24 protein-coding genes are annotated in these 25,117 nt (G+C 64.5%); 9 read left to right on the forward strand and 15 right to left on the reverse strand.

Annotation, left to right across the window (positions count from 1 at the left end; translation table 11 throughout):
• Nucleotides 1-3 precede the first annotated feature (3 nt).
• Genes rbsD through N0B28_RS17300 form a run of 6 tightly spaced genes read right to left on the reverse strand, consistent with a single transcriptional unit; the run spans nucleotide 4 to nucleotide 5,906 of the window.
• Nucleotides 4-408 (reverse strand): D-ribose pyranase, encoded by a 405-nt coding sequence (gene rbsD / locus N0B28_RS17275; protein ID WP_043860809.1) that lies wholly within the window; start codon nucleotides 406-408, stop codon nucleotides 4-6.
• Nucleotides 405-1,322, reverse strand: a complete 918-nt coding sequence (gene rbsK, locus N0B28_RS17280; protein WP_054915266.1) for a ribokinase — start codon at nucleotides 1,320-1,322, stop codon at nucleotides 405-407. Before rbsK ends, rbsD begins: the two co-directional genes overlap by 4 nt.
• 12 nt (nucleotides 1,323-1,334) lie before the next feature.
• Complete coding sequence (locus tag N0B28_RS17285) at nucleotides 1,335-2,357, reverse strand: LacI family DNA-binding transcriptional regulator (protein WP_043860811.1); 1,023 nt, start codon at nucleotides 2,355-2,357, stop codon at nucleotides 1,335-1,337.
• Between the two features lie 3 nt (nucleotides 2,358-2,360).
• On the reverse strand, nucleotides 2,361-3,356 hold the full coding sequence (locus tag N0B28_RS17290; protein WP_054915267.1) for an ABC transporter permease: 996 nt from the start codon (nucleotides 3,354-3,356) through the stop codon (nucleotides 2,361-2,363).
• Nucleotides 3,353-4,903, reverse strand: a complete 1,551-nt coding sequence (locus N0B28_RS17295; RefSeq protein ID WP_275727768.1) for a sugar ABC transporter ATP-binding protein — start codon at nucleotides 4,901-4,903, stop codon at nucleotides 3,353-3,355. Before N0B28_RS17295 ends, N0B28_RS17290 begins: the two co-directional genes overlap by 4 nt.
• Nucleotides 4,904-4,949: 46 nt before the next feature.
• Complete coding sequence (locus N0B28_RS17300) at nucleotides 4,950-5,906, reverse strand: sugar ABC transporter substrate-binding protein (protein WP_043860814.1); 957 nt, start codon at nucleotides 5,904-5,906, stop codon at nucleotides 4,950-4,952.
• Nucleotides 5,907-6,241: 335 nt separating this feature from the next.
• Between N0B28_RS17300 and N0B28_RS17305 the strand changes: the two genes are divergently transcribed.
• The 3 genes from N0B28_RS17305 to N0B28_RS17315 all read left to right on the forward strand — a co-directional run bounded on the left by N0B28_RS17305 (nucleotide 6,242) and on the right by N0B28_RS17315 (nucleotide 8,928).
• Nucleotides 6,242-7,330: an asparaginase gene (locus tag N0B28_RS17305; protein WP_043860815.1), complete on the forward strand. Its 1,089-nt coding sequence runs from the start codon at nucleotides 6,242-6,244 to the stop codon at nucleotides 7,328-7,330.
• Between the two features lie 197 nt (nucleotides 7,331-7,527).
• The gene (locus N0B28_RS17310) at nucleotides 7,528-7,773 is read left to right on the forward strand and encodes a DUF1654 domain-containing protein (RefSeq protein ID WP_043860816.1); all 246 of its coding nucleotides are present in this window, start codon (nucleotides 7,528-7,530) and stop codon (nucleotides 7,771-7,773) included.
• 87 nt (nucleotides 7,774-7,860) lie between these two features.
• Nucleotides 7,861-8,928 (forward strand): endonuclease/exonuclease/phosphatase family protein, encoded by a 1,068-nt coding sequence (locus tag N0B28_RS17315; RefSeq protein WP_054915269.1) that lies wholly within the window; start codon nucleotides 7,861-7,863, stop codon nucleotides 8,926-8,928.
• Nucleotides 8,929-8,971: 43 nt separating this feature from the next.
• Here the strand turns inward: N0B28_RS17315 and N0B28_RS17320 are convergent, their stop codons facing one another.
• Together N0B28_RS17320 and N0B28_RS17325 are read right to left on the reverse strand one after the other, a co-directional pair.
• On the reverse strand, nucleotides 8,972-9,937 hold the full coding sequence (locus N0B28_RS17320; protein ID WP_078479643.1) for a DUF559 domain-containing protein: 966 nt from the start codon (nucleotides 9,935-9,937) through the stop codon (nucleotides 8,972-8,974).
• Nucleotides 9,938-10,082: 145 nt separating this feature from the next.
• On the reverse strand, nucleotides 10,083-10,751 hold the full coding sequence (locus tag N0B28_RS17325) for an FMN-binding negative transcriptional regulator (RefSeq protein WP_054915271.1): 669 nt from the start codon (nucleotides 10,749-10,751) through the stop codon (nucleotides 10,083-10,085).
• A 98-nt stretch (nucleotides 10,752-10,849) separates the two neighbouring features.
• Here N0B28_RS17325 and N0B28_RS17330 point away from each other — a divergent pair, with 98 nt between their 5' ends.
• On the forward strand, nucleotides 10,850-12,343 hold the full coding sequence (locus N0B28_RS17330; RefSeq protein WP_043860820.1) for a PLP-dependent aminotransferase family protein: 1,494 nt from the start codon (nucleotides 10,850-10,852) through the stop codon (nucleotides 12,341-12,343).
• On the opposite strand, the gene N0B28_RS17335 is transcribed toward N0B28_RS17330, so the two are convergent.
• The 3 genes from N0B28_RS17335 to N0B28_RS17345 are packed head-to-tail and all read right to left on the reverse strand — an operon-like array spanning nucleotide 12,322 to nucleotide 13,900.
• Nucleotides 12,322-12,747 (reverse strand): HD domain-containing protein, encoded by a 426-nt coding sequence (locus N0B28_RS17335; protein ID WP_043860821.1) that lies wholly within the window; start codon nucleotides 12,745-12,747, stop codon nucleotides 12,322-12,324. The genes N0B28_RS17330 and N0B28_RS17335 overlap by 22 nt on opposite strands.
• 12 nt (nucleotides 12,748-12,759) lie before the next feature.
• Entirely contained in the window at nucleotides 12,760-13,275 is a 516-nt protein-coding gene (locus N0B28_RS17340) for a GNAT family N-acetyltransferase (RefSeq protein ID WP_043860822.1), read from the reverse strand.
• Nucleotides 13,276-13,330: 55 nt separating this feature from the next.
• Nucleotides 13,331-13,900: an SPOR domain-containing protein gene (locus tag N0B28_RS17345; protein ID WP_054915273.1), complete on the reverse strand. Its 570-nt coding sequence runs from the start codon at nucleotides 13,898-13,900 to the stop codon at nucleotides 13,331-13,333.
• A 93-nt stretch (nucleotides 13,901-13,993) separates the two neighbouring features.
• Here N0B28_RS17345 and N0B28_RS17350 point away from each other — a divergent pair, with 93 nt between their 5' ends.
• Nucleotides 13,994-14,458, forward strand: coding sequence for a cysteine hydrolase family protein (locus N0B28_RS17350; protein ID WP_043859730.1), 465 nt, complete (start codon nucleotides 13,994-13,996; stop codon nucleotides 14,456-14,458).
• Between the two features lie 46 nt (nucleotides 14,459-14,504).
• Here N0B28_RS17350 and N0B28_RS17355 read toward each other — a convergent pair whose 3' ends face one another.
• The 4 genes from N0B28_RS17355 to N0B28_RS17370 form a co-directional block, all read right to left on the reverse strand.
• Entirely contained in the window at nucleotides 14,505-16,751 is a 2,247-nt protein-coding gene (locus tag N0B28_RS17355) for an Orn/Lys/Arg decarboxylase N-terminal domain-containing protein (RefSeq protein WP_054915275.1), read from the reverse strand.
• 86 nt (nucleotides 16,752-16,837) lie between these two features.
• Complete coding sequence (dnaQ, locus tag N0B28_RS17360) at nucleotides 16,838-17,590, reverse strand: DNA polymerase III subunit epsilon (RefSeq protein WP_229589435.1); 753 nt, start codon at nucleotides 17,588-17,590, stop codon at nucleotides 16,838-16,840.
• 86 nt (nucleotides 17,591-17,676) lie between these two features.
• Nucleotides 17,677-18,132 carry a ribonuclease HI gene (gene rnhA, locus N0B28_RS17365; RefSeq protein ID WP_043859728.1) on the reverse strand — a complete coding sequence of 152 codons (456 nt, stop codon included), beginning with the start codon at nucleotides 18,130-18,132 and terminating at the stop codon, nucleotides 17,677-17,679.
• Nucleotides 18,133-18,141: 9 nt separating this feature from the next.
• A complete protein-coding gene (locus N0B28_RS17370; protein WP_043859727.1) occupies nucleotides 18,142-18,924 on the reverse strand; it encodes a methyltransferase domain-containing protein in 783 nt (260 codons plus the stop codon).
• 80 nt (nucleotides 18,925-19,004) lie between these two features.
• Here N0B28_RS17370 and gloB point away from each other — a divergent pair, with 80 nt between their 5' ends.
• From gloB to N0B28_RS17390, 4 genes are all read left to right on the forward strand, one after another.
• Nucleotides 19,005-19,784: a hydroxyacylglutathione hydrolase gene (gene gloB / locus N0B28_RS17375; protein WP_275727781.1), complete on the forward strand. Its 780-nt coding sequence runs from the start codon at nucleotides 19,005-19,007 to the stop codon at nucleotides 19,782-19,784.
• Between the two features lie 99 nt (nucleotides 19,785-19,883).
• Nucleotides 19,884-21,305, forward strand: a complete 1,422-nt coding sequence (locus tag N0B28_RS17380; RefSeq protein ID WP_275727783.1) for a LysM peptidoglycan-binding domain-containing protein — start codon at nucleotides 19,884-19,886, stop codon at nucleotides 21,303-21,305.
• A 119-nt stretch (nucleotides 21,306-21,424) separates the two neighbouring features.
• The gene (locus tag N0B28_RS17385; RefSeq protein WP_210015099.1) at nucleotides 21,425-23,257 is read left to right on the forward strand and encodes an extracellular solute-binding protein; all 1,833 of its coding nucleotides are present in this window, start codon (nucleotides 21,425-21,427) and stop codon (nucleotides 23,255-23,257) included.
• Complete coding sequence (locus N0B28_RS17390; protein ID WP_088515226.1) at nucleotides 23,254-25,116, forward strand: extracellular solute-binding protein; 1,863 nt, start codon at nucleotides 23,254-23,256, stop codon at nucleotides 25,114-25,116. Before N0B28_RS17385 ends, N0B28_RS17390 begins: the two co-directional genes overlap by 4 nt.
• The last annotated feature ends 1 nt before the right edge of the window (nucleotide 25,117 follow it).

The following is a 25,117-nucleotide window of genomic DNA, read 5'->3' on the forward strand; positions in this document are numbered from 1 at the left end:
CAGTCAAAAGGTCACGCCCGCCACCAGCGCGATGTTGGTATAGGGCTGGCATTCGCCGGTGCGCACGATGGCCCTGGCCTGCGCACCGAGCTGCTTGAACGCCGCATGGCTCATCAAATGGCGCGCGCCCAGCTCGCCGCGGGCATGCAGCAGCTCGATGCCTGCCAGGGCCGGCGGCCTGTGTTGCAGGGTCTCGTCGGCCAGCACGTGGCTTTCGACCTGCATTTCGGCCAGCACCGTGTGCAAGGTACTGATGAAATCCGGTATGCCGGGCGTCAGTGCAAGGTCGATCAGCTCGACACCGGCAGGCACGGGCAGGCCGGCATCGCCGATCAGCACCACATCGCCATGCCCCAGCGACGCGATCAGGCGCGACAGGGCGATATTGAGCAACGGGGTCTTCTTCATGGCGTGCTCCCCTGCAGTTCGCTCAGATACGGAATGGAGGGCTGGGCACCGGCGCGGGTGACCGAAATGGCGGCGGCCTGCTGGCCGAAGGCAATGGCCTCGCGCTCCGACCTGCCAGCGGCCAACGCAGCGGCAAAGCCACCGACGAAGGTATCCCCGGCCGCCGTGGTGTCCAGTGGCTGCACCCGCGTCGCCGGAAAATGCGCAAAACCCTGGCCATCGGCGAACAGAGCGCCTTGCGCGCCCAGGGTGACGATCACCTTGCCCACCCCCAGCGCCAGCAGTCGGCTGGCGGCTGCCTGCGCCTCCTGCAGCGAAGCCACCGGCAGCCCGGTCAGGGCGCTGGCCTCGCTCTCGTTGGGGATCAGGTAGTCGATGTTGGCAAACCAGTCAGCCGGCAGCGGCCCGGTGGCCGGTGCCGGGTTGAGGATCACGGTCTTGCCCAGCGCCCGGCCACGGGCCAGGGTGTGTGCCACGGTGGCCTGCGGTACTTCGAGCTGGCAGATGATCACATCGGCAGCCTGCAGCAGGCGGTCCAGGCGCTGTACCGATGCCGGCAGCAAGTGCCCGTTGCCACCGGCCACGATGACGATGGCGTTCTGGCTGCTGGCATCCACCACGATCAGTGCCACACCACTGGAAACACCCGCCGCCGTGTCCACGCCCTGGCAATCGATGCCCTCGTCGAGCAGCGCCTGACGCAACTGCGCACCGTAGGCGTCCTCCCCCACACAGCCGATCATCGCCACCGCTGCCCCCAACCGCGCAGCTGCTACCGCCTGGTTGGCGCCCTTGCCGCCCGGCACGGTGCCGAACCACTCGCCGGCCAGGGTTTCCCCCGCCTGCGGCAGGCGCTCGGCGCGGGTCACCAGGTCCATGTTCAGGCTGCCTACCACCACTACATTCGCTTGCATGGCATGTCGGTCCTAGCGGTAATCATTGAAGAGGTCGGGACGCGGCCCGGTGGACTCGCGCAGCACGATGCTCGGTGCGACGATGCGCTGCTCTACCCCACTGCGCTGCGGCTCACCGATACGCCGCAGCAACAGTTCGGACGCCATCTCGCCCAGCTCACGGATCGACTGCCCTACCGTGGTCAGCGCAGGGTAGACGTACTGGCTCATCTGGATATCGTCGAAACCGATCACCGACAGTTCGCTCGGCACGCAGATGTTGCGCTCGGCCGCGGCACGCAGCACGCCCATGCCGATCATGTCGTTGGCCGCGAAGATCGCGGTCGGGCGGTCGTGGCCCAGCAGTTGCGCTGCGGCGCCATAGCCGCCCAGGCTGGTGAAGTCGCTGTCCACCACGCGGCCCTCGCGCAGGGGCACCCCGGCCTGGGCCAGTGCCCGGTGAAAGCCGGCCAGGCGCATCTTGGCCACGCTGGTGTGTGCCGGGCCGTTGATGCAGGCGATGTCCTGGTGCCCCAGCTCCAGCAGGTGCCGGGTGGCCAGGTAGGCCCCCTGCTCGTGGTCGATGCGCACCAGGTCGGCGTCGACGCCCGCCAGCGCGCGGTCGACGATCACCATGGGCGTGCGCACGCTGGCCAGGCTGTCGAGCAGATCGGCCTCCTCGCCCACCGAGGCCACGATCAGACCGTCGATGCGTTTCTCCAGCAGCACGCGCAGGTAGCTGCGCTGCTTGCGCGGGTCGTCGTCGGAGTTGCACAGGATCACGCAGTAGCCATTGCGCTCGCAGCCATCCTCGATGCCCCGCGCCAGTTCGGCGAAATACGGGTTGACGCTGTTGGGCACCAGCAGGCCGATGGTGGCCGTGCAGCGCGCCTTGAGCGAGCGCGCCACCGCACTGGGCACGTAGTCCAGCTCGGCAATCGCCGCTTCTACCTTGCGCCGCACCGGTTCGCTCACCGGGCGGGTCTTGTTCAGCACGTGGGAAACGGTGGTATAGGAAATACCCGCCAGCGCCGCTACATCTTTGATGGTTGCCATTGTTCAGGTCCGCCGGCGCGCGCGCCGGCTGCGGTAAGTGTCGAGAACCACGGCGATCACGATGACCGCCCCGGTGATGATGCGTTTGGTCGGCTCGCTGGCGCCGATCTGCGCCAGCCCTGCGGCCAGCACCGAAATGATCAGCACACCGAAGAAGGTGCTGATGACCGAACCGCGACCGCCCATCAGGCTGGTGCCGCCGATCACCACGGCGGCAATCACCTGCAGCTCCAGCCCGGAGCCGGCATTGGGGTCGGCGGCCTCCAGCCGCGAGATCTGGAACAGCGCCGCCAGGCCGGCCAGCAGGCCCATCAGCGAGAACACCAGAATCTTGTACGGGCGCGGATCGATGCCGGCCAGGCGCACGGCCTCTTCGTTGGTGCCGATGCCGATCAGGTAACGGCCGAACACGGTGCGGGTCAGTACCAGTTGCGCCACCACGATCACCAGCAAGGCGATGATGAAGGCCGGCGAAATGCCGAAGGCCACCGGCTCCGACAGCCAGGCAAAGGCATCACCGATGTACGCGGTGCGCGAGTCGGTGAGCTGGTAGGCCACGCCACGCGCCATTTCCAGCACACCCAGCGAGACGATGAACGAAGGGATGCGCCAGGCCACGGTGATCGAGCCGGTAAGGGTCCCGGCCAGTGCCGCGCACCCCATGCCGAGCAGTGCCGCCGGCAGCACGCTCCAGCCCCAGCCCAGAATCGCCACGCTGACCGCCGACGCGGCCAGGGCCAGTACCGAGCCCACCGACAGGTCGATGCCGCCGATGATCAGCACGAAGGTCATGCCCACCGCCAGCACCATCAGGTCGGGGATCTGGTTGGCCAGGGTGCTGAAGGTGCCGTACGACAGAAAGTGGCTGCTCAGCAACGAGAACAGCACCACCATCGCCAGCAGCGCACCGGCCAGGCCCAGGTAGGTCCCCAGGCCGAGGTAGGTACCGCTGCGCCGGGCCGGTGGGCCAGGCGGTGTGTCTATCGGGGAGGTGTTCATGCGGGGTTCCTGGGCACTGCGTCTTGCAGCAGCGCGTCACGTTTCTGATAGCCGGCAAAGGCAGCGGCCAGTAGCTGGTCCTGGCTCCAGTGCTCACGCTCGAAGGTTTCAATCAGGCGCCCTGCCGAAAGCACGCCGATGCGATCGCAGATCAGCATCAGTTCGCGCAGGTCGCTGGACACCACCACCAGCGCCTTGCCCTGGCGGGTCAGCTCGGCGAGCAGCCCATAGATGTCGAACTTGGCGCCCACATCGATACCGCGCGTGGGCTCGTCGAACAGCAGCACGGCGCAGTCGCGCTCCAGCCAGCGGCCGATCACCACCTTCTGCTGGTTGCCACCCGACAGCTCGCCCACCGTTTGTGCGGGCCCGGCGCTGCGGATGCGCATGGCCTGGATCTGGCGCTCGGCCAGGGCACGCTCGGCAGCACCATCCACCAGGCCCGCGCGTGAGATCGCCGGCATGTTGCCCAACGCCAGGTTGGCACTGACCGACTGCGACAACAGCAGGCCTTCGCCCTTGCGGTCTTCGGTAATCAGGGCCACGCCGTGGCGCACTGCAGCCATGGGCGAGTCGATGTGCACCGGGCGCAGCGGGCTGCCCAGCTCGATGCTGCCACTGTCGGCCGTGTCGGCACCGAAGATCAGGCGCAGCAGCTCGGTACGCCCGGCACCGATAAGCCCGGAGATGCCGAAGATTTCGCCGCTGCGCACCTCGAACGAGACGTCCTGCACCTTGTCGCCCCGGCCCAGGCCGCTGACACGCAGTACCGGCTCGCCGATCGTGCGGCGCCCCAGGTCGATATGCTCGCCCAGCTCGCGCCCCACCATCAGGTTGACCAGTTGCTCGCTGCTGTAGCGCTGCATCGGTTCCACGCACACCAGCTTGCCGTCGCGCAGCACGGCAATGCGCTGGGCGATGCGCTTGAGCTCTTCGAGGCGGTGGGAAATGTAGATGATCGACACACCCCGTTGCTGCAGGCGCTCGATCTGGCGGAACAGCAGCTCCACCTCGCGTGCGGTGAGCATCGCGGTGGGCTCGTCGAGAATCAGCACATGGCAGTCGCCGATCAGGTTGCGGGCGATCTCCACCATCTGCTGATGGCCGATACCCAGCTCGCCGACCAGCGTATCGGGGTCGATCGCTTCGAGCCCCACCTGCGCCATTGCCGCGGTCGCCAGTTGGCGCAGGCGCGTGCGATTGACCCAGCCGGCGCGGCTGGGCAGGTTGTGCAGAAACAGGTTCTCGGCCACGCTCAGGGTCGGCAGCAGGTTGAGCTCCTGCATCACCATGCGCACGCCCAGGCGCTCGGCCGCGGTGCGGCTGGCGGGCTGATACACCTGGCCCTGGTAGAACATCTGCCCGGTGGTGGGGGTTTCGAGCCCGCCGATGATCTTCGACAGGGTGCTCTTGCCCGCACCGTTCTCGCCAGTCAGGGCCAGCACTTCGCCGCGCAGCAGGGACAGTTCGATATCGCCCAGCACGGGCTGGGCGTAGGTCTTGCCGATTGCACTGACCGACAACACGACATCCGCAGTCGCCGACATAAGGTGTTCTCCTAGCGCCCGCCCCACGGCAGGCACCGTCAGCGGGCTAGGGCTGCTTGACCAGCTCGACCGGGGTCTGGATGACGTTGTCGGCATCCACGTCCGGCTTCTCGCCGCGCAGCATCTTCAGGGCCGCCTCGATACCGAACACCGCCTGCTTGGCGGCGTATTGATCGGCCGTGGCCAGCACACGACCGTCGCGCAGCATCGGCTGGATCGCCTTGATGTTGTCGTAGCCCACCACCTGCACCGCACCGACCTTGCCTGCCGCGCGCACCGCCGACACCGCGCCGAGCGCCATGCTGTCGTTGCCGGCCAGCAGCGCCTTGAGGTCGGGGTATTCGTTGAGCATGGCCGAGGCCACGGCATTGCCCTTGTCGATCTCCCAGTTGCCCGATTGCACCGAGACGATCTTGATCTTGGCTGCCTCCATGGCGTCCTTGAAACCGGCGGTACGCTGCTGGGCGTTGGTGGTGGTCGGCACGCCCTCGATGATGCCGACCTGATCGCCCACGCTCAGGCGGGTGGCCAGGTACTCGCCCACCAGGCGCGCGCCCTTGCGGTTGTCGGGGCCCACGAAGGGCACGCTGAGGTTCTTGCTCTTGAGTACATCCGGGTCGAGGCGGTTGTCGATGTTGACCACGGTGATCCCCGCGTCCATGGCCTTCTTGACCACTGGCACCAGGGCCTTGGAATCGGCCGGGGCAATCACCAGCGCGTTGACGCCGGAGACGATCATCTGCTCGACGATGCGGATCTGGTTGCTGGTATCGGACTCGTCCTTTATGCCATTGGATACCAGGTCGAACTCGCCTGCGTGGTCTCTCTGGTAGGCCTTGGCGCCGTCTTCCATGGTGAGGAAGAACTCGTTGGCCAGCGACTTCATCACCAGGGCCACCTTGGGCTTGGCGGTGTCGGCATGGGCGTGGCTGAAGGGTACGGCGGTGGCGAGGGTGGCCAGCATGGCAACGGCCAGCAGGCGTCCAGCGAAGGGCAGCGTCATGGGTTCACTCCGAATCTTATGATTTTTGTCGGGTCGCAAACGTTTGCGGTTAACAACTATGGAAACGCTACCGGGTTTTGTCAAATCTGCCGACCGCCCTTCATGGCCCCAATAGTGCCGGGAATTATCCTTAAAATCTTCGGAAAACCGAACATCCGGCACCGCAATAATTCGGGTTTCCGAAAGCAGTGCCGGGCAGCACGGGGCATAAGCCCAAATAAATTTCTTATAAATCAATGAATTGACGTCAACGCTCAGTTAATTGGGCAACTGGTACGCTTTCTGCTGAACTTGTGTGGGCAACACAGCAATTTCACTCATAAGGAACAATAACGATGAAAGCTGCGCTTCACTCCTTCGCTCCGGCCGCCCTGGCCCTGTTCATGTTCTTCCCTGCTGGCGCCTACGCCAAGGAAGCCGAAACCCAACAGAAACTCGCCAACGTGGTTATCCTCGCCACCGGCGGCACCATTGCCGGTGCTGGTGCCAGCGCCGCCAACAGCGCTACCTATCAAGCCGCCAAGGTGGGCGTCGACAAGCTGATTGCCGGTGTTCCGGAGCTGGCCAACCTGGCCAACGTACGCGGCGAGCAGGTGATGCAGATCGCCTCCGAAAGCATCACCAACGAAAACCTGCTGCAACTGGGCAAGCGCGTAGCCGAGCTGGCCGACAGCAAGGACGTGGACGGCATCGTGATCACCCACGGTACCGACACCCTCGAAGAGACCGCCTACTTCCTCAACCTGGTGGAAAAGACCGACAAGCCGATCGTGGTCGTGGGCTCCATGCGCCCCGGTACCGCAATGTCGGCTGACGGCATGCTCAACCTGTACAACGCCGTGGCCGTGGCCAGCGACAAGCAATCGCGCGGCAAGGGCGTGCTGGTGACCATGAACGACGAGATCCAGTCCGGTCGCGACGTGAGCAAGTCGATCAACATCAAGACCGAAGCGTTCAAGAGCGCCTGGGGCCCGATGGGCATGGTCGTGGAAGGCAAGTCGTACTGGTTCCGCCTGCCGGCCAAGCGCCACACGATGGATTCGGAATTCGACATCAAGACCATCAGCAGCCTGCCTGCCGTGGACATCGCCTACAGCTACGGCAACGTCAGCGACACCGCCTACAAGGCCCTGGCGCAAAATGGCGCCAAGGCCATCATCCATGCCGGTACCGGCAACGGTTCGGTGTCTTCGCGCGTAGTGCCGGCCCTGCAGGAACTGCGCAAGAACGGCGTGCAGATCATCCGTTCGTCCCACGTCAACCAGGGCGGGTTCGTGCTGCGCAACGCCGAGCAGCCTGACGACAAGAACGACTGGGTAGTGGCGCACGACCTGAACCCGCAAAAAGCACGCATCCTGGCCATGGTCGCCCTGACCAAGACCCAGGACAGCAAAGAGCTGCAGCGCATCTTCTGGGAATACTGAGTGCAGTAGCCCGGCAGGCCGCCCTTCCTACAGCAGGGCGGCCTAACCTCTTGTAACCTCGCCACTTTTATTTTGCCCACGGTGCAGCAAAGCCTGCGCCGTGTGGTCACATGGGTTCTTTGAGCGACACGCAGTTGCGAAAAGCCTTACAGTAAAATACTGTATGCGCATACAGCAAAAAAAAGGAACCTGTACCTGTGGCCACCTCCTCTGCCGCCAAGCCCGTCAGCAGCTACGAGCAACTGGGCATCCGCATTCAGAAAATCATCAACTCGCCAACCGCGCAGAAGTCCCGCGCGGCGCTGATCTTTCGCCTGGAGCACGAGTCGCCTGCCGACTGGGAGACCCTGCTCGAGGAAATCGCCGAAAACGACAACGTCACCCTGGCCTACCGGGATGACGGCGGCGTGCAGATTTTCTGGGTTGTGCCCAAGGAAGACTGAAGCCGTCGCCAGGCGCTGCCCGCCCACCCTGCTCCGACTTGTCGCCCTTCTGGGCGATGGTGTTATCCGTAGAATCTGGAAGTAATGATGTTCAAGAATCTTGCAGCTGCAGTGATGCTGCTGATGTTGTTGTGTGGCCAGGTGTTTGCTGAAACGCGTATCGGCACCTGGAACCTGGAACACCTGAGCGACCGCCCCAACAAGGACTTCAAGGCCATTGCCAAGGTCGCCAAAAATGTGGATTTTCTGGCTGTGCAGGAGCTGATGAGCGAAGCGGCCCTGGACAAGCTGGCCAGGGAACTCAGCCGCCAGAGCGGCGAGCCCTGGAGCCACATGGCCTCCGATGCGGTAGGCAGGTCTTCGTACAAGGAAATGTATGGTTTCGTGTGGAAGGACAGCAAGGTCGCCTATGAAGACGGTGCGGTGTCCTACCTGGACCGCAAGAAGATCTTCGAGCGCGAGCCCTACTCCGCGCGCTTCAAGTCACTCACCGACAATGCCTATTTCGTGGTGGCCACGGTGCATATCGTGTACGGGAAAAAGCCGTCTGACCGGGTCGCGGAAATCGATGCGCTGTCGAGCTACTGGACCTGGCTGAAGGAAGTCTACCCCGGCAACAATCACATCCTGCTGATGGGCGACTTCAACATGCCGCCCACTTCGCCTGCCTGGAAGTCGCTCAATGCCGCCGCCAGACCACTGGTGGTCGCAGGCGCCAGCACGCTGTCCACAACCGACGGCAAATTCGCCAACCTTTACGACAATATCTTCGTCAGCCATTCCTCGCCGCTGAAGGTCAACAGCGTGGGCGTGTACGACTACCCGAAACACCTGGGCATGACTCACCAGCAAGGCCGGGCGAACATCTCCGATCACGCGCCGATATTCCTGCGTGCAGAGCTGGGGCAAGGCAAGGGCACGGCCACGACCGCCGCTTCACCGGCAAGACCCGCCGCACCCGCCAAAACCAAGGCTGCAACTGTGGCCGACGCCACCGGGCAAGTGCGCGGCAACCGGGCCAAGAAGCGCTACCACCGCCCGGACTGCCCGTCGTACAACAGCATTGCCGAAAAGAATCGGGTCGAGTTCAGCAGCGAATCTGCCGCCCAGGCAGAGGGCTACAGCATCGCCGGCAACTGCCAGAAGGCCGGCTGAGGGGATAACGGTGCAGCCTTGACGCCAAGGCTGCACCTGAAGGTCACTTGACCAGCTGGAACTGACTGGCGCCCTGCAACTCCAGACGCGGCACGCCCTTGTACTGCTCGATACGCCCTATCACGCACACCGTGCGCCCCTCCAGCGGCTGCGCCAGCAACGAGGCGAACGCCGGGCGATGCTCGCCCCATACCACCAGCCCCAACCGTCGCTTGCTGGGGAAGCTGGCACCCAGGTCGATCCAGGTCGGCTGGCCCCTGGACGACGGTTTGTAGGTCACCTTCATGATCGGGCCCAGCACCGCAGCGCTCTGCCCGATATGGTCGGCGGCCTGACGCCAGTCCAGCGGGTTGTCGCAGGTGGCGCCCTGCAAGGTGGCGGGTGACGCCGGCGCCGCCACTGCCTGGCTGACCACGGCCGAGCCTGCAACCGACTCGGTGCCCTTGAACGCAAACACCACGATCAGAACCCCGATCAGCGCAGTGAATGACATGATCGTGTACTTCATGACCGAAACCTCCTTGTTGAGCCCTTTGATCCGGCTGCCCTGCGCCTGCGCCAACTGCTGCACGCTGGCGCTCTGGCGCGTGCTCGACAGCAGGTCGTGGGCTTTTTTTCGCTCGGCATCGAGCAGTACGCTGATATCCCGAGCGCAACGCTGCGGGTGATCCCTGACGTCGCGGTTGGCAAAGCGCAGCACCCGCCAGCCCTGGGAAGTGAGTGCAGACTGTCGCCGCTGCCAGTCGATGAACTCGGGGTGCGACATGCCGGTACCCGTACCGCTTTTGTCATAGCCATCGATTTCGATGGCGATGCGCACGTCTCCCTCTTCATTGATGACAAGGTCGCAGTAGCGTTGCTTGCCGTCATTGTCCTTGAAGGGGTATTGCGCACTCAGTGACTCGTAACGGATGCCCGCCACGAGGCTGAGCACGTTGCTGGCGAACAATCGTTCGTAGTCACTGCCGAACCGCGCCGCATTGGCCTTCAACCACTCGTCCTGGGTCATGTCCTGTCGTCTGCGCTGGAAAGTCGGGCCGGTGCAAAAGCACCCACTCTCGACCGATGCAGTCAAAAAGCCATAACGCAGCCGAGCCGCCGATTCTGGCCGACTCTGTAGGAAAAGTCGATTTTCAGGTGGGATAAGGCGGTGGTCATTCGGGCAACTTCGCCGGCAAGGCCGGCCCGTGCAGGGGGTGACCGGTGGCGCTCAACATGGCTTCGCCCAGTGCTGGTTTGCCCGACGCCTTCAACCCCTGGGCGGCGCCCTGGATATCCCGCGCCTCCTTGTTCTGGCCCAGCTTGAACTTGCCGACCAGACGGGTGATCTCGATCTCGAGCCCGACGATGGCCTTGAGCATGTCGCGGATGTAGTCCTTCGGCGCGTCGGACATCTTCCACGGCACGGGCTGGGATGCTTCGTGGGTGCGCGTGAGCAGGGCCACCAGGCCACGCACGTAGTGCTCGTCATCGTGCAAGGTCACGCGGCCATGGGCGTGCACCACCTGATAGTTCCAGGTGGGCACCTGTTTGTGGGTCTCGTGCTTGCTGGGGTACCAGTTGGGCGAGATGTAGGCATCGGCGCCGCGAAAGATCACCAGCACTTCATCGCCATCCTTGAGTTCACGCCACAGCGGGTTGGCCCGCGATACGTGAGCATGCAGCACCCCCTGTGTGCCCTCCTGCGGCTTGAAGTGGAACGGCAGATGGTTGGCATCCAGCCCACCCTCGCCGTGGCTGACCAATACTCCCAGCGGGTTCTGCATGATCAGTTGATGCAGCACCTCGGGGCGCGACTCGTTGAAAGACTGCGGTACGTACATGATTTGCATCCATCCGGCACAGGGCGATGGCAAATTGTGTGGCGCAACTGGCCCATGGTATAGATCCACTATCGAACAAAATGACTGGACCAGAAAACATGGCGCGCAAAGCCAACGTGGTGGATATTCCTTCGCTGGGCACGCTGGACCGCAGCAGCGGCCAACTGGGGCGCCAACTGGCCCAGGCGCTGCGTGCGGCGATCCGGCGCGGCGACCTCAAGCCCGGCGAGGCGCTGCCCTCGACCCGCATGCTGGCCAGATCGCTGATGATCGCGCGGGGCACGGCCATCGAGGCGTTCGAGCAACTGACGGCCGAGGGGTTTCTGGAGTCCCGCGGCCGTGCCGGCACGCGGGTCGCGCACAGCCTTGAAGAGCCACCTGCCGCGCACACGACAGGTGTGGCGCGGCCCGCCGCCAGCTCGGCACGCATCGAACGCTTTGCACAACTTGCCCGCCGCTTCGGCGAGGTACCCCAGGTACCGTTCGCCGTCTCGGTACCGCTGGGCAAGGCCGCGCCGGATGATATCTGGCGGCGCCTTGGCAACCGGGTGCGCGCCCGCGGCCCGGGTGCCCCTGCCGGCTATGGCGACCCGCTGGGGGAAATCGAGCTGCGCGAGGCGGTGGTGGACTATGTGCGCAAATCCCGCTCGGTACGCTGCGAGGCCAGCCAGGTGATCATCACCTCCGGCACCCAGCAGGGCCTGTACCTGGCCTGCCAGGTGCTGCTGGACATCGGCGACTTCGCCTGGGTCGAAGACCCGGCCTACCGCGGTATCACCGCCATTCTAGAAAGCGCCGGGCACAGCGGGCAGATGGTGCGCGTGCCGGTGGACGCCGAGGGCATGGACGTGGAACACGCCGTCGCTACCTGCCCCCACGCCCGCGCCGCCTTCGTCACCTCTTCGCACCAGTACCCGCTGGGCATGCCGATGAGCATGACCCGGCGCGAGGCACTGCTGAGCTGGGCCAGAACCCACAATGCATGGGTGATCGAGGACGACTACGACGGCGAGTTGCGCTATGCAGGGCACCCGTTCCCCTCGTTGCAGGGGCTGGACCCTGAACGGGTGATCTACCTGGGCACCTTCAGCAAGATCCTGTTCCCGTCACTGCGCCTGGGCTATGCGATCGTGCCGCCGGACCTGGTAGACGCCTTCTGCGGTGCCCGCGTGCTGATGGACCGTCATCCGGCCAACGCCGACCAGCAGGTACTGGCGGCCTTCATCAACGAAGGCCATCTGGACCGGCACATCCGCCGCATCCGCGGTGTGTACGCCACCATCCATCGCCAGGTGAACGAAGCGGTGGCGCGCTGGCTGGAGCCTGAGCTGGCCTGGCTGCAACCGACCGACCAGGGCATGCACCTGGTGCTGTGGCTGGCAGCCGGCATCGACGACAGGCAGGTAGCGGACCAGGCCGCAGAGGCCGGGGTGGTGGTGCGCGCGGTATCCCCCATGTATGCGGGGCCGCACGGCAGGCCCGGGCTGGTGCTCGGCCTGGGTGGGTTCAGTGGCGAAGCCATCGATGCGGCGATGCAGCGCCTGGCACGGGTGATCGAAAGCGCCAGCGTTCAGGCCAGCGCCTGCAGGTAGGCGCTGGCCTGTTGATAGCGCTGCAGGCGCGCGATGTCTTCGGGGCCGGGCATGGCGATGCGCGAAAGGTCGCTGTTGTCGGCAAGGTCGGCAAGCTTTACCACCCGTGCCAGCGGGTCGCTGCCCAGCCGCGCGACGAAGGCCTCGTAGCTTTCGTCATCGCGCCGGCTCAGCGCCTGCACCGCCGCCAGTATCTTCAGGGCGAAGCCTTCGCGGGCCAGGTCCGACAAGCTCATGCTGGTATCTTCGAGCACGTCGTGCAGCACCGCGACGATGCGCTGTTCGGTGGTCTGCACCCTCAGCATCACCCGCAACGGGTGCAGGATATACGCAGTGCCGCCCTTGTCCTGCTGCCCTTCATGGGCCCTGGCGGCAACCGCAATGGCTCGCTCCAGTGTGGACATAAGCCCCCTCCTCTAACCCTCGCGCCGTCGCAGGCGCGCCATGCTGCAGGCATCGGTGAACACACCGTCACGTAAAGCATAGTCGCGCAAATGCCCTTCCACCTCGAAGCCGTGGCGCCGGTACAGCGCCAGTGCCGGCTGGTTATCGGCGTAAACAGTGAGTTCGACGCGCTGCAGGCCCATCCAGTTGTCCGCCACCTCAAGCACCGCCGACAACAGCCGTGTGCCCACCCCCTGCCCTTGCCAGGCCGGGGCGACGCCCATGCCGATGCCGCCGCAGTGGCCGCGACGTACACGTATGAACTGCTCGAGCGTACAGCTGCCGATCACCTCGCCTTGATGTAAGGCCACCAGAAACACCATTCGTTCGTTGTCGGTGGCGATGCGTTTGCGCCACAGGTCGGCGCTCTGATACGGCATCTGCAGCACCTGCCGCGCCACCTGCGGGTGGTTGTACAGGGCCGTGAGCCCCTCGACGTGCTGTTCGGTACAACGTTGAAGGGTAATGGCGAAGGGCGAATCACTCATGACGGCTCATCCTTGAAGACAAGCCGTGAGTGTAAGAGGCGCCGCCGCGTGCTGGCTAGCGCTCGGCGCCGTGCTGGATGACCACCGAATCGGTACCCAGGCGCGCCATCACATCGTTCTTGCTGGCCAGGGCCTCCTCTTTGGTCGGGTAAGGGCCCAGGAGTACCACCGGCTTGCCGTCGCGGTACACCACCGAGGATGGAATCTGTTTTTCGATCAGGCGCGCGGTCATGTCGCTGAGGGCGCCCATGTTCGGGCCCTGGATGATCTCGACGTCCCAGCCTTCGGGCGCGGGCTGGTCGGCCAGCGCATCGGCGCGGCGCTGCAGGTCGGCACCACCGCAGATTTCGCGGATGCGCAGGTCGCCGCCGGTTTCGTCGATGATGATCTGGTAGTCGTCGCCCTGCTTGATGGCCACGTAGCTGCGGTAAGGCTGGAACACACCGGCCGCGTCCTTGCCACGGAACTGGCCGCAGATATCGCCCTGCTTGTTGAATCGCACGTTGGCGAACTTGGCCGTCTTCGGGTTATCCAGATGCTCGGCAACCTGCTTGTGTACCCGTTCGGCATCGTTGTCACAGCCGGCCAGGGCCAGCACTGCCATTACCACCGCCACTTTGCGCACGCGTCTATCTCCAGGTTTCAAGCGGCGGATTTTAGCATCTGTGCAAGGCCGGGGGTTACAATCGCCCGGCCTTGAACTTCCATAGGGCCTTCCATGCGCCAGGTACTGCTGATTATCGACGTACAACCCTCGTTCAACCCGCCGCAATGGCTGGTAGACGGCATAGCATCACTGATCGGCCGCATGCCGTCGGTGGCGAGCGTGGAGCGCCATGATGAATCGGTGACCCCGTTTCAACGTCAGCTGGGCTGGCAACCGGCGGCGCACGACCAGAGCCTGGTGGCGGCAGATCGTATCTTCATCAAGCATGGCTACGCCCCGACGGCCGAGATGCTGGATTACCTCAGGCAATTGAACCCCGAGCGCGTGCTGGTGTGCGGCATACAGACCGACACCTGCGTGCTGGCGGCGGGGTTCGCGCTGTTTGATGCGGGGCTGCAGCCGACCCTGATCAGCGACCTCACGGTAGGGTCGTCGCTGGATCGGTCGGGGCAGTTGGGGGTGAGCCTGTGGCGGCATCATTTCGGGCACGTGGTGAGCACGCAACAGTTGCGGTGAAGGCTTCGCCGGCATTGGCGGCGAAGCGGCCAGCACAAGCGATCCCTCATTCGCGGATGCAATCCACCGTATACACGTCCCCCACCTCATGCTGCAGCCCGTGCACATCGGCCACAAACCCGGGGAACCCACGGTCGAACGCCCGTGCAAAGCTCAGGTAGTCGATGATCGAGCGCGTCGACTCGGTAAACCGCTCCCCGGGCATGATCAACGGAATCCCGGGCGGGTACGGCACCAGCATCACCGCCGCCACCCGCCCGATCAGGCGCTCGATCGGCACCGCCTCGACCTCGCCGCGCACCAGCTTGTCATACGCATCCCCCGGCTTCATCACCACCTCGGGCAAACGCGTGTACAAGCGCTTGAGCTGCTTGGCCGTGGCGTTGGCGCGGTAGCATTCGTGCAACTGCTCGCACAGGTCGCGCAGGCCCATGCCGTGGTAGCGCAACGGGTCCAGCTGCGCCACGCACGGCAGGCTCTGCAGCAGCGCGGTATTGGCGTCGTAGTTGCGCTTGAACTCCAGCAGTTCGGTGAGCAAGGTGCTCCACTTGCCCTTGGTGATCCCCATCGAGAACAGCACCAGAAACGAATACAGGCCGGTCTTCTCCACCACCAGCCCGCGCTCCCACAGGAACTTGCTGACCACTGCCGCAGGAATACCATGCTCGCCCAGGCTGCCGCCCGCATCCAGCCCCGGCATCACCAGCGTGACCTTGATCGGGTCGAGCAGCACATAGTCTTCGCTCACATCGCCAAAGCCGTGCCATTCGGCCTGGGGTTGCAGCAGCCAGTCCTCGGTCGCCACGCGGTGAATGCCACCCACCTGCGGCGGTTGCCAGATACTGAACCACCAGTCGTCGTCGGCCAGGTGCTCGCGCAGGTTGGCCAGCGCACGCCGAAAGCTCAGCGCCTCGTCGAACATTTCCTGCAGCAGCGAGCGCCCAGCCGGGCCTTCCATCATCGCCGACGACACGTCCAGCGAGGCCAGGATGCTGTACTGGGGCGAGGTGGAGATATGCATCATGAACGCCTCGTTGAATCGATCACGGTCGAGCTGGCGTGCACCGCCGTCCTGCACGTGGATCATCGAGGCCTGGCTGAACGCGGCCAGCAGCTTGTGGGTGGAATGGGTGCTGAACACCAACGGGCTGTCGGCACTGCGCGAAGTACCCATGGCGTATCGCCCGGCAAAGAATTCGTGAAACGCCGCGTAGGCGTACCAGGCCTCGTCGAAATGCAGCACCTCGACACTGTTGCCCAACACCTGCTTGATCATCTCGGCGTTGTAGCACAGCCCGTCATAGGTGGAGTTGGTCACCACCGCCATCTTCACCCGCGGCTCGCGCCCTGCGGCCAGCGGGTTGGCCTCGATCTTGGCCTGGATCGCCTCGCGGCTGAACTCGCTCAGCGGGATGGGGCCGATGATGCCCAGTTCGTTGCGCTCCGGACACAGGTACAGGGGGATTGCGCCGGTCATGATGATTGCGTGCAGCACCGACTTGTGACAGTTGCGATCCACCAGCACCAGGTCGTCACGCCCGACCATCGAGTGCCAGACGATCTTGTTGGCGGTGGAGGTGCCGTTGATCACGAAGAAGGTGTGGTCGGCGCCGAAGTTGCGCGCCGCACGCGCTTCGGCCGCCGCCAGGGGGCCGGTATGGTCGAGCAGCGAACCCAGCTCCGGCACCGACACCGACAGGTCCGAACGCAGGGTGTTCTCGCCGAAGAACTGGTGAAACGCCTGGCCCACCGGGCTCTTGCGATACGCCACGCCACCGCCATGGCCCGGCGTGTGCCAGGAGTAGTTCGATTGCGCGGTGTGCTGCACCAGGGCCTTGAAGAACGGCGGCAGCAGGCCGTCCAGGTAGTTGTGCGCCGCCCGCGCCACTTGTCGGGCCAGAAACGGCACGGTGTCTTCGAACAGGTAAAGGATGCCGCGCAACTGGTTCAGTTCGCTCATGGCGTCGGCCGGGGCGTTCTCCAGGGTCACCTGCTCGCCCAGTGCGAAGATCGGCAAGTGCGGTGCGCGCACACGCGCCAGGCGTATCAGCTCGACCATGTTCTGCAGCAGGTGGGTGTTTTCCCCCGCGCCTTCGGCCGCAATCAGCATGCAGGCCAGGCCGTGGTGGGTGGCCGCTACCAGGCGGCCCTCGGCGTAGTCCACCGCCGGCAGAATGGTAAAGCCGTCCTGGGCCAGTTCCTGGGCAATGCCGCGCACGCGATCACCGGCCACACTGTCGGCCTTGATATCGCGGTGCACGATGAGTATCGGAAACTTGAGGTCCTTGTACATGGGCGCCGGCACCTTCTGAGCGACAGGCCGTGAGGCCGTTCATTTCAGGGTAGAAGGTCGGCGCCAGGTACGCGGCGGGATTTGCTTCAGCGGGCCTCGAGCAGTTGCTGCCACAAGGCCGGGCCACCGGTGGATTTTGCCACTGCTTCAAGGCGCGCCATGTGCGCTTGCAGCTCTGCCTCGGTGGCCGGGATGATGCGCCCCGGCTGACGCCCCACCAGCCGACGGATCTCGCTGCCCTGGCTGGACTGGCCTTCGCCCTCGCTGTCGCTGCCGGCCAGTGACAGGCTGGTCTGGCCGCCGGTCATGGCCAGGAACACGTCCGCCAGCAACTCGGAGTCGAGCAACGCGCCGTGCAGTTCGCGGCCGGAGTTGTCTACGCCATAGCGTTTGCACAAGGCATCGAGGCTGTTGCGCTGGCCGGGGTGACGCTCGCGGGCCATCAGCAGGGTGTCGAGCACCTCGCAGTGCTGTGCGATATCGGCGCGATCGTGCTGGCCGAGCATGGCGAATTCGTTGTTGATGAAACCAACGTCGAACGCCGCGTTGTGGATGATCAGCCGCGCGCCCTTGATGTACTCGAAGAACTCGTCGGCGATTTCGGCGAAACGCGGCTTGCCCACCAGGAATTCGTCGGTGATGCCGTGCACCCCGATCGCGCCCTCGTCGCTTTCGCGGTCGGGCTGCAGGTACACGTGGAAATTGCGTCCGGTCATGCGCCGGCCGACCAGCTCGATACAGCCGATCTCGATGATGCGGTGACCATCGGCCACCGGCATACCGGTGGTTTCGGTGTCGAGCACTACCGACCTGTTGTTCTGCATCTCCACGTCGGTCATCTCCTGCCGCGTACTGCCTGAATATTGAAAGCGGCGAATTTTACCTCACCCGGGGCAGGATGTGGCGAATTCGCTAAAGGGAGGGTTCAGCGTTGCTTGCGCAGATCGTCGACGCCACGGTTGGCCAACTGGTCGGCACGCTCGTTGCCGGCGTGGCCGACGTGCCCGCGCACCCACTGCCATTTCACGTTGTGGCGGTTGACCTGTTCGTCGAGCTGCTGCCACAGGTCGGCGTTCTTGACCGGCTCCTTGGCGGCGGTCTTCCAGCCACGCTTCTTCCAGTTGACCATCCACTCGGTGATGCCTTTCATCACGTACTGCGAGTCGGTCACCAGCAGTACATCACACTGGCGCTTGAGCGCCTCGAGGCCCTTGATGGCGGCCATCAGTTCCATGCGGTTGTTGGTGGTTTCGCGCTCGCCGCCCCACAGCTCCTTTTCGACGCCCTTGCAGACCAGCAGCGCGCCCCAGCCGCCCAGGCCAGGATTGCCCTTGCAGGCACCATCGGTGTAGATCTCGACGCTTTCGACGCTTTCGCTCATGTACAGCCTTTACTCATCATTGAAGGTGCGGCCCTCGGGGTGAGGCGTGCGCCGGTTGACCTTGGCCATCGGCAACGGCAGCAGCTTGCCCATCGGCTCGCGGCGCACCTGGCGCAGCGGGCGCAGGCCCACCACCATCTTGCGCGCCACCAGCACGTACACACCGCCACCGGATATCTGCCAGCGCCCGGCAGCACGCTCCCAGCCAGACAACCGTGCCTGCCAGGCCGGCGAGGCAAGCGGCGGACGATAGCACCCGAAGCGGCGTTTCTCCAGCGCGAAGCCCAGCAGGTTGAGCCAGTCGCCCACCCGCGACGGCGAGATGCAGCGCGCTTTGCGCAACGCATCATGGGCAAACACCCGGCGCAGGCCCCAGGTGCTCCAGGGGTTGATCCCGACGATCAGCAGGTGCCCGCCAGGGCGCACGCTGCTGGCCGCCTCGCGCAGCAGGCCGTGGGGCGAGAGGCTGAAGTCCAGCCCGTGCTGCAGCACCACCACGTCGGCGGCGTGCTCGCTCAGGGGCCAGGCCTGTTCTTCGCACACGATCTCGACGCCCGGCAGCGGCGCCCCCAGGCGCACGTTGCGTTGCACCTGCGGGGCATTGGGCGGTGCCTCGGCGCAAGGGCCGTAATGCACCAGGTAGCCACCGAAGAAGCGCCCCAGCTCCTCTTCGAGCAGGCGCTGCTCCCCGGCGAGCAGCTGCTGGCCCAGCGGGCCGGCGAACCACTCGCGCGCCTGGCTGATCAGCTCGAGCCACTGCGGGTCGGCCTGGGCAAAGGCTTGATCGGTCATTGCTGTCTCCCTTGGAAGGTTCTCGACAACGCACATAGCTACTAAGATGCACCCATGTCCACCGTTTGGCGAATCGCACGATGATACAGATACAGGCCCTGCCCGCTTTCAGTGATAACTACATCTGGTTGTTACAAGATGCCGTGAACCAGCGCTGTGCGGTGGTCGACCCGGGCGATGCCGCCCCCGTGCTGGCCTGGCTGCAGGCGCATGCCGACTGGCAACTGACCGACATTCTGATCACCCATCACCACCACGACCATGTGGGCGGCGTTGAGCAGCTCAAGGCGCACACCGGCGCCCGCGTCAGCGGCCCGGCCAACGAACGCATACCCGCCCGCGACCAGGCCCTGAACGACAATGACCGCCTCGAGGTACTGGGGCTTGAGTTCCAGGTGTTCGCCGTATCCGGCCACACCCTGGGGCACATCGCCTATTACTGTGCCCAGCCGCAGTTGCCGATGCTGTTCTGTGGCGACACGCTGTTCGCCGCCGGCTGCGGGCGCCTGTTCGAGGGCACGCCGGAGCAGATGCACCACTCGCTGGAGCGCCTGGCAGCGCTGCCGGCGGCCACCCAGGTGTATTGCGCCCACGAATACACCCTGAGCAACCTGCGCTTTGCCTGTGCGGTCGAGCCGCAGAACCCGCACGTTATCCAACGCTTCGAAGACGTTACCGCACTGCGCGCGCAAGATCGCATCACTTTGCCCTCCACCATCGCGCTGGAGAAGCTGACCAACCCGTTTTTGCGGGTAGCAGAAACATCCGTTAAACAAAAAATAGACGAACGGGTGGGCCGCATAACCCCTACGCCCAGTGCTGTTTTTGCAGGGTTGCGGGCCTGGAAAGACACGTTCTAAACAGGCGCTGTGAAGGTCGGAAAATTCTCAAAGGTTGACCGATGGGGGGTGCCTTTCTAGAATCGCCCGACATTTTTGCCCGGAACTTTCCCCCAGCCAATGTCGTCCCCTAGCCGCAGAACCTTCAATTCCGTTGCCCTGACGCGCCTGGCCCAAGCCAGTGCGCTGGCCCTGGCCGCCACCCTCGTGGGCTGCCAGAGCACGCGCCAGGTCGATGAATCCGATAGCGTTCGCGCGCACAACTTCCAGGCGCGGATCAAGCAGAAACCGATCTTCGTGCATGACAAGAAGCCGGTCGAGCCAGCCGTGGCCCAGGACGTCTGGGAACGCATGCGCCAGGGCTTCCAGTTGCAGGACGGCATTGCGGTGAACCCGCGCATCGAGCAGCAGCGCCTGTGGTTCGCCAGCAACCCTTCGTTCCTGGAAGGCGCCGGCGACCGCGGCAGCCTGTACATCCACTACATCGTCGAGCGTCTTGAAGAGCGCGACATGCCGCTGGAGCTGGCCCTGCTGCCAGCAATCGAAAGTGCCTACAACCCGATGGCCTATTCCCGCGCCCACGCGGTGGGCCTGTGGCAGTTCATCCCGTCCACCGGGCGCTACTTCAACCTGCGCCAGACGCGCTTCTACGATGGCCGTCGCGACATCACCGCCTCGACCAACGCGGCGCTGGACTACCTGACCCGCCTGCACGACATGTTCAACGGCGACTGGCTGCTGGCCCTGGCGGCCTACAACGCCGGTGAAGGCACGGTCAGCCGCGCCATCGAGCGCAACGAGAAGCTCGGCCTGCCAACCGACTACTGGAACCTGCCGCTGCCCAAGGAAACCCGCGACTACGTGCCAAAGCTGCTGGCCCTGTCGCAGGTGGTGCTGACCCCGCAGGCGTATGGCGTGAACCTCAACCCGATTGCCAACGAACCCTACTTCGAAGCCGTGGCGATCAAGGACCGGCTCGACCTGTCGCGGGTCGCCGCACTGGCCGAGATCGACGAAGACGAGCTGTTCCAGCTCAACCCGGCCTTCAAGAAACGCATGACCGTGGACGGCCCGCAGCAATTGCTGGTGCCCACCGCCAAGGCGCAACTGCTGACCACCAGCCTGTCGAACATGAAGCCCGAAGAGCTGCTCAGCCTGCAGCCGAAAAAGGCGGTATTCGAGGCAGCCCTGGCCGAAGCCTCGACGCCGGTGCGCAACAGCCGCTACCGGGTCAAGCGTGGCGACAACCTGGGCAGCATCGCCCGGGCCAACAAGGTCAGCGTCAAGGACCTGCAGCGCTGGAACAAGCTGCGCGGCAACAACCTCAAGGTCGGCCAGACCCTGGTGATGCAAGGTGCGCAGCCTGCCAGCGGGGCCGGCAACCAGAAGAAGCCTACCCAGTACAAGGTGCGCAAAGGCGATTCGCTGTACATGGTGGCCAAGCGTTTCAACGTTGAAATGCAGCACCTCAAGCGTTGGAATCCGCGCAGCGGCCACGCCCTCAAGCCCGGCCAGACCCTCACCGTCTACCTGCCGCACTGAGACCCGGGCCAGGCCTGCCTGGCCGCGGCCCCGGCGATCTCCGGGGCTGCTCTTTTTCCTGCCGATACAAGCTGTTACTGTAGCCGGAATAAAGCCCAAGCCCGGATCGGATCGCCGACTTGATACGTCCCCTCCTGTTGCTGTCATTCAGCCTGGCCTTGAGCTTTCCCGCGGGCGCGACCATCAGCGAAAGTCACGGTTACGCCCAGTTCGGCACGCTCAAGTACCCAGCCAAATTCACCCATTTCGATTGGGTAAACCCGCAAGCGCCCAAAGGCGGCACCTTGCGCGCCATGGCATTCGGCACGTTCGATACCCTCAACCCCTATACCTTCAAGGGCTCAAGCCCGGTCACCACGCCCAACTTCCTGCAGTACGGGGTGAACGAGCTGAACGAGACCCTGATGGTGGGCACCGGCCAGCGCGACCCCTCCGGCGATGAAGCCACCTCCAGCTACGGGCTGATCGCCCGTTCGGTGGAGTACAGCGAAGACCGCAGCTGGGTGGTGTTCAACCTGCGTCCCGAGGCACGCTTTCACGATGGCCGGCCGATCACCGCCGCCGACGTGGCGTTCTCCTACCGCACCCTGCTCAAGGAAGGCCACCCGCTCTACCGCACCAACCTGCAGGAAGTGCAGCGAGTCGACATCCTCAACCCCAAGCGCATCCGCTTCGTGTTCAAGCGTGCCGGCAACCCGCTGCTGATCTTGCGCCTGGGCGAAATGCCGGTGCTGCCCCAGCATTACTGGAAAGGCCGCGATTTCAAGGCCACTACCTTTGAACCGCCACTGGGCAGCGGCCCGTACCGCATCACCCAGGTACAGCCAGGTCGAAGCCTGGTGTTCGAGCGGGTCAAGGACTACTGGGGCAAGGACCTGGCAGTCAACCGCGGCAAGTACAACTTCGACCGCGTCGAGTTCGAGTTCTACCGCGACAGCGATGTGGCCTTCGAGGCATTCAAGGCGGGTGAATTCGATGTCTACATCGAGCACCAGGCCAAGAACTGGGCCACCGGCTACAACTTCCCCGCTGTGCGTCGTGGCCAGGTGATCCAGGCGCAGATCGCCCACCAGATCCCGACCCAGACCCAGGGGTTGTTCATGAACAGCCGGCGCGCCGCCTTCAGCGACGACCGCGTGCGCCAGGCGCTGGGCCTGATGCTGGACTTCGAATGGACCAACCGCACCCTGTTCAGCAGCGCCTACAAGCGCGCCAGCAGCTACTACCCCAACAGCGAGTTCAGCGCCACCGGCCTGCCGGTGGGCAAGGAGTGGCTGCTGCTGGCGCCGTACCGCGACCAACTGCCTGCCGCCCTGTTCACCCAGCCCTACAGCGTGGGCAAGACCAACGGGCGCGGTATCGACCGCGATACCCTGCGCCAGGCCCTCAGCCTGCTCGGCCAGGCAGGCTGGAAGCTCAGCGGCCAGCGCCTGCTCAACAGCAACGGGCAGCCGCTGAAGCTGGAAATTCTGCTGGTGAACCCGAACCTGGAGCGGATCCTGCAACCTTATGTCGAAAATCTTGCCAGCATCGGTATCGACGCGCGCTTGCGCACGGTAGACCGGGCCCAGTACAAACAACGGCTGGACCAATTTGATTTCGACATGATTCTGATGACCCTGAACCAGACCCTGAGCCCGGGCCTTGAGCAGTGGCTGTATTTTCATTCCAGCCAGGCCGCCACCAAAGGCAGCAAGAATTACGCGGGTGTGAAGAGCCCGGTGGTCGACCACCTGCTAGAGTCCCTGCTCAATGCACAGAGCCGCGACGACCAGGTGGCTGCGGCGCGCGCCCTCGATCGAGTGCTGCTATGGCAGCACTACATGGTTCCCAACTGGTATCTCGACTATCACCGCCTGGCCTACCGCAACCGGTTTGCCTTTGTCGCCACGCCGCCCTACACCCTGGGGCTGAACAGCTGGTGGCTCAAGCCCACGGAGAACGCCCAATGATGCCATTGCCGTGCCTGCGCCTGATCGCAGGCGGCCTGCTGCTGGCCAGCCTGAGCCTTCAGGCCCTGGCCGCCCCGCAACATGCAGTGACCCTCTACGACGAAGCGCCCAAGTACCCGGCCAACTTCAAGCATTTCGACTATGTGAACCCCGACGCGCCCAAGGGCGGCACCTTTCGCGTCAACGGCTCCGGCAGCTTCGACAGCCTCAACCCCTTCATCAACAAGGGCGTGCCGGCCGACAACATCGATCTGGTATACGACACCCTGGCGCGCAACAGCCTCGATGAGCCATTCACCGAATACGGGCTGCTGGCCAGGCAGATCGAAAAAGCCCCCGACAACAGCTGGGTGCGCTTCTACCTGCGCCCCGAGGCGCGCTTTCAGGATGGCCATCCGGTTCGTGCCGAAGACGTCGTGTTCACCTTCAACACCCTGGTCACCAGCGGCGCACCGCTTTACCGCGCCTACTATGCCGACGTCGACGAAGTGATCGCCGAAGACCCGCTGCGTGTGCTGTTCAAGTTCAAGCACAAGGGCAACCGTGAACTGCCGCTGATCCTCGGCCAGTTGCCGGTGCTGCCCAAGCACTGGTGGGCCAACCGCGACTTCACCAAAGGCAACCTGGAGATCCCCCTGGGCAGCGGGCCGTACAAGGTCGCCGAGGTCAAGGCCGGGCGCTCGGTCCGCTACGTGCGCGACCCCGACTACTGGGGCAAGGACCTGCCGATCAACCGCGGCTTCTACAATTTCGACACCATTCGCGTCGACTACTACCGCGACAACACCGTGGCGCTCGAGGCGCTCAAGGCCGGCCAGTTCGACTACTGGCTGGAGGTCAGCGCCAAGAACTGGGCCACCGCCTACAACATCCCGGCAGTTCGCCAGAACCGCCTGATCCGCGAAGAGATCGCCAACGGCAACCCGACCGGCATGCAGGGCTTCGTGTTCAACCTGCGCCGCCCGATCTTCCAGGACGTGCGCGTGCGTGAGGCACTGAGCCTGCTGCTGGACTTCGAGTGGACCAACAAGCAGCTGTTCAATGGCGCCTACACCCGCACCACCAGCTACTTCGAAAACTCCGACATGGCGGCCAGCGGCCTGCCGGATGCGGCCGAACTGAAACTGCTGGAACCGCTGCGCGGGCAGATCCCCGACAAGGTGTTCACCGAAGCGTTCAAGAACCCGGTCACCGATGGCAGCGGCATGATCCGCGAGCAGCAACGCCAGGCCTACAAGCTGCTGCAGGAAGCCGGCTGGCGCATCCAGGACGACAAGATGGTGGATGCCCAGGGCAAGCCGGTGGTGATCGAGTTTCTGCTCGCCCAGACCGAGTTCGAGCGCATCCTGCTGCCCTACAAGCGCAACCTGGCCGACCTGGGCATCGAGCTGAACATTCGCCGGGTGGACGTATCGGAATACATCAACCGCCTGCGCTCGCGCGACTTCGACATGATCGTGGGCGGCTTCCCGCAATCCAACTCGCCGGGCAACGAGCAACGCGAGTTCTGGCAGAGCGCCAGCGCCGACAAGCCCGGCAGCCGCAATTTCATGGGCCTCAAGGACCCGGCCGTGGACACCCTGGTGGACGGCCTGATCAATGCCGACTCGCGCCAGAGCCTGATCGAACACACCCGTGCCCTGGACCGCGTGCTGCAATGGGGCTACTACGTGGTGCCCAACTGGCACATCAAGACCTGGCGCGTGGCGTACTGGAACCATATCGGCCACCCGGCCACGCCGCCCAAGTACGACATCGGCATCAACACCTGGTGGATCAAGCCGGACGTGAAACCGGTGGTGCCGGGGGCCGCAGACGCCGCCCCAGCCGATGCTGCCCCAGCGGGCGAGGCACCTTGAC

Origin of the sequence: Pseudomonas sp. SD17-1, from assembly GCF_029201585.1 — a bacterium.
GTDB lineage: Bacteria > Pseudomonadota > Gammaproteobacteria > Pseudomonadales > Pseudomonadaceae > Aquipseudomonas > Aquipseudomonas palmensis.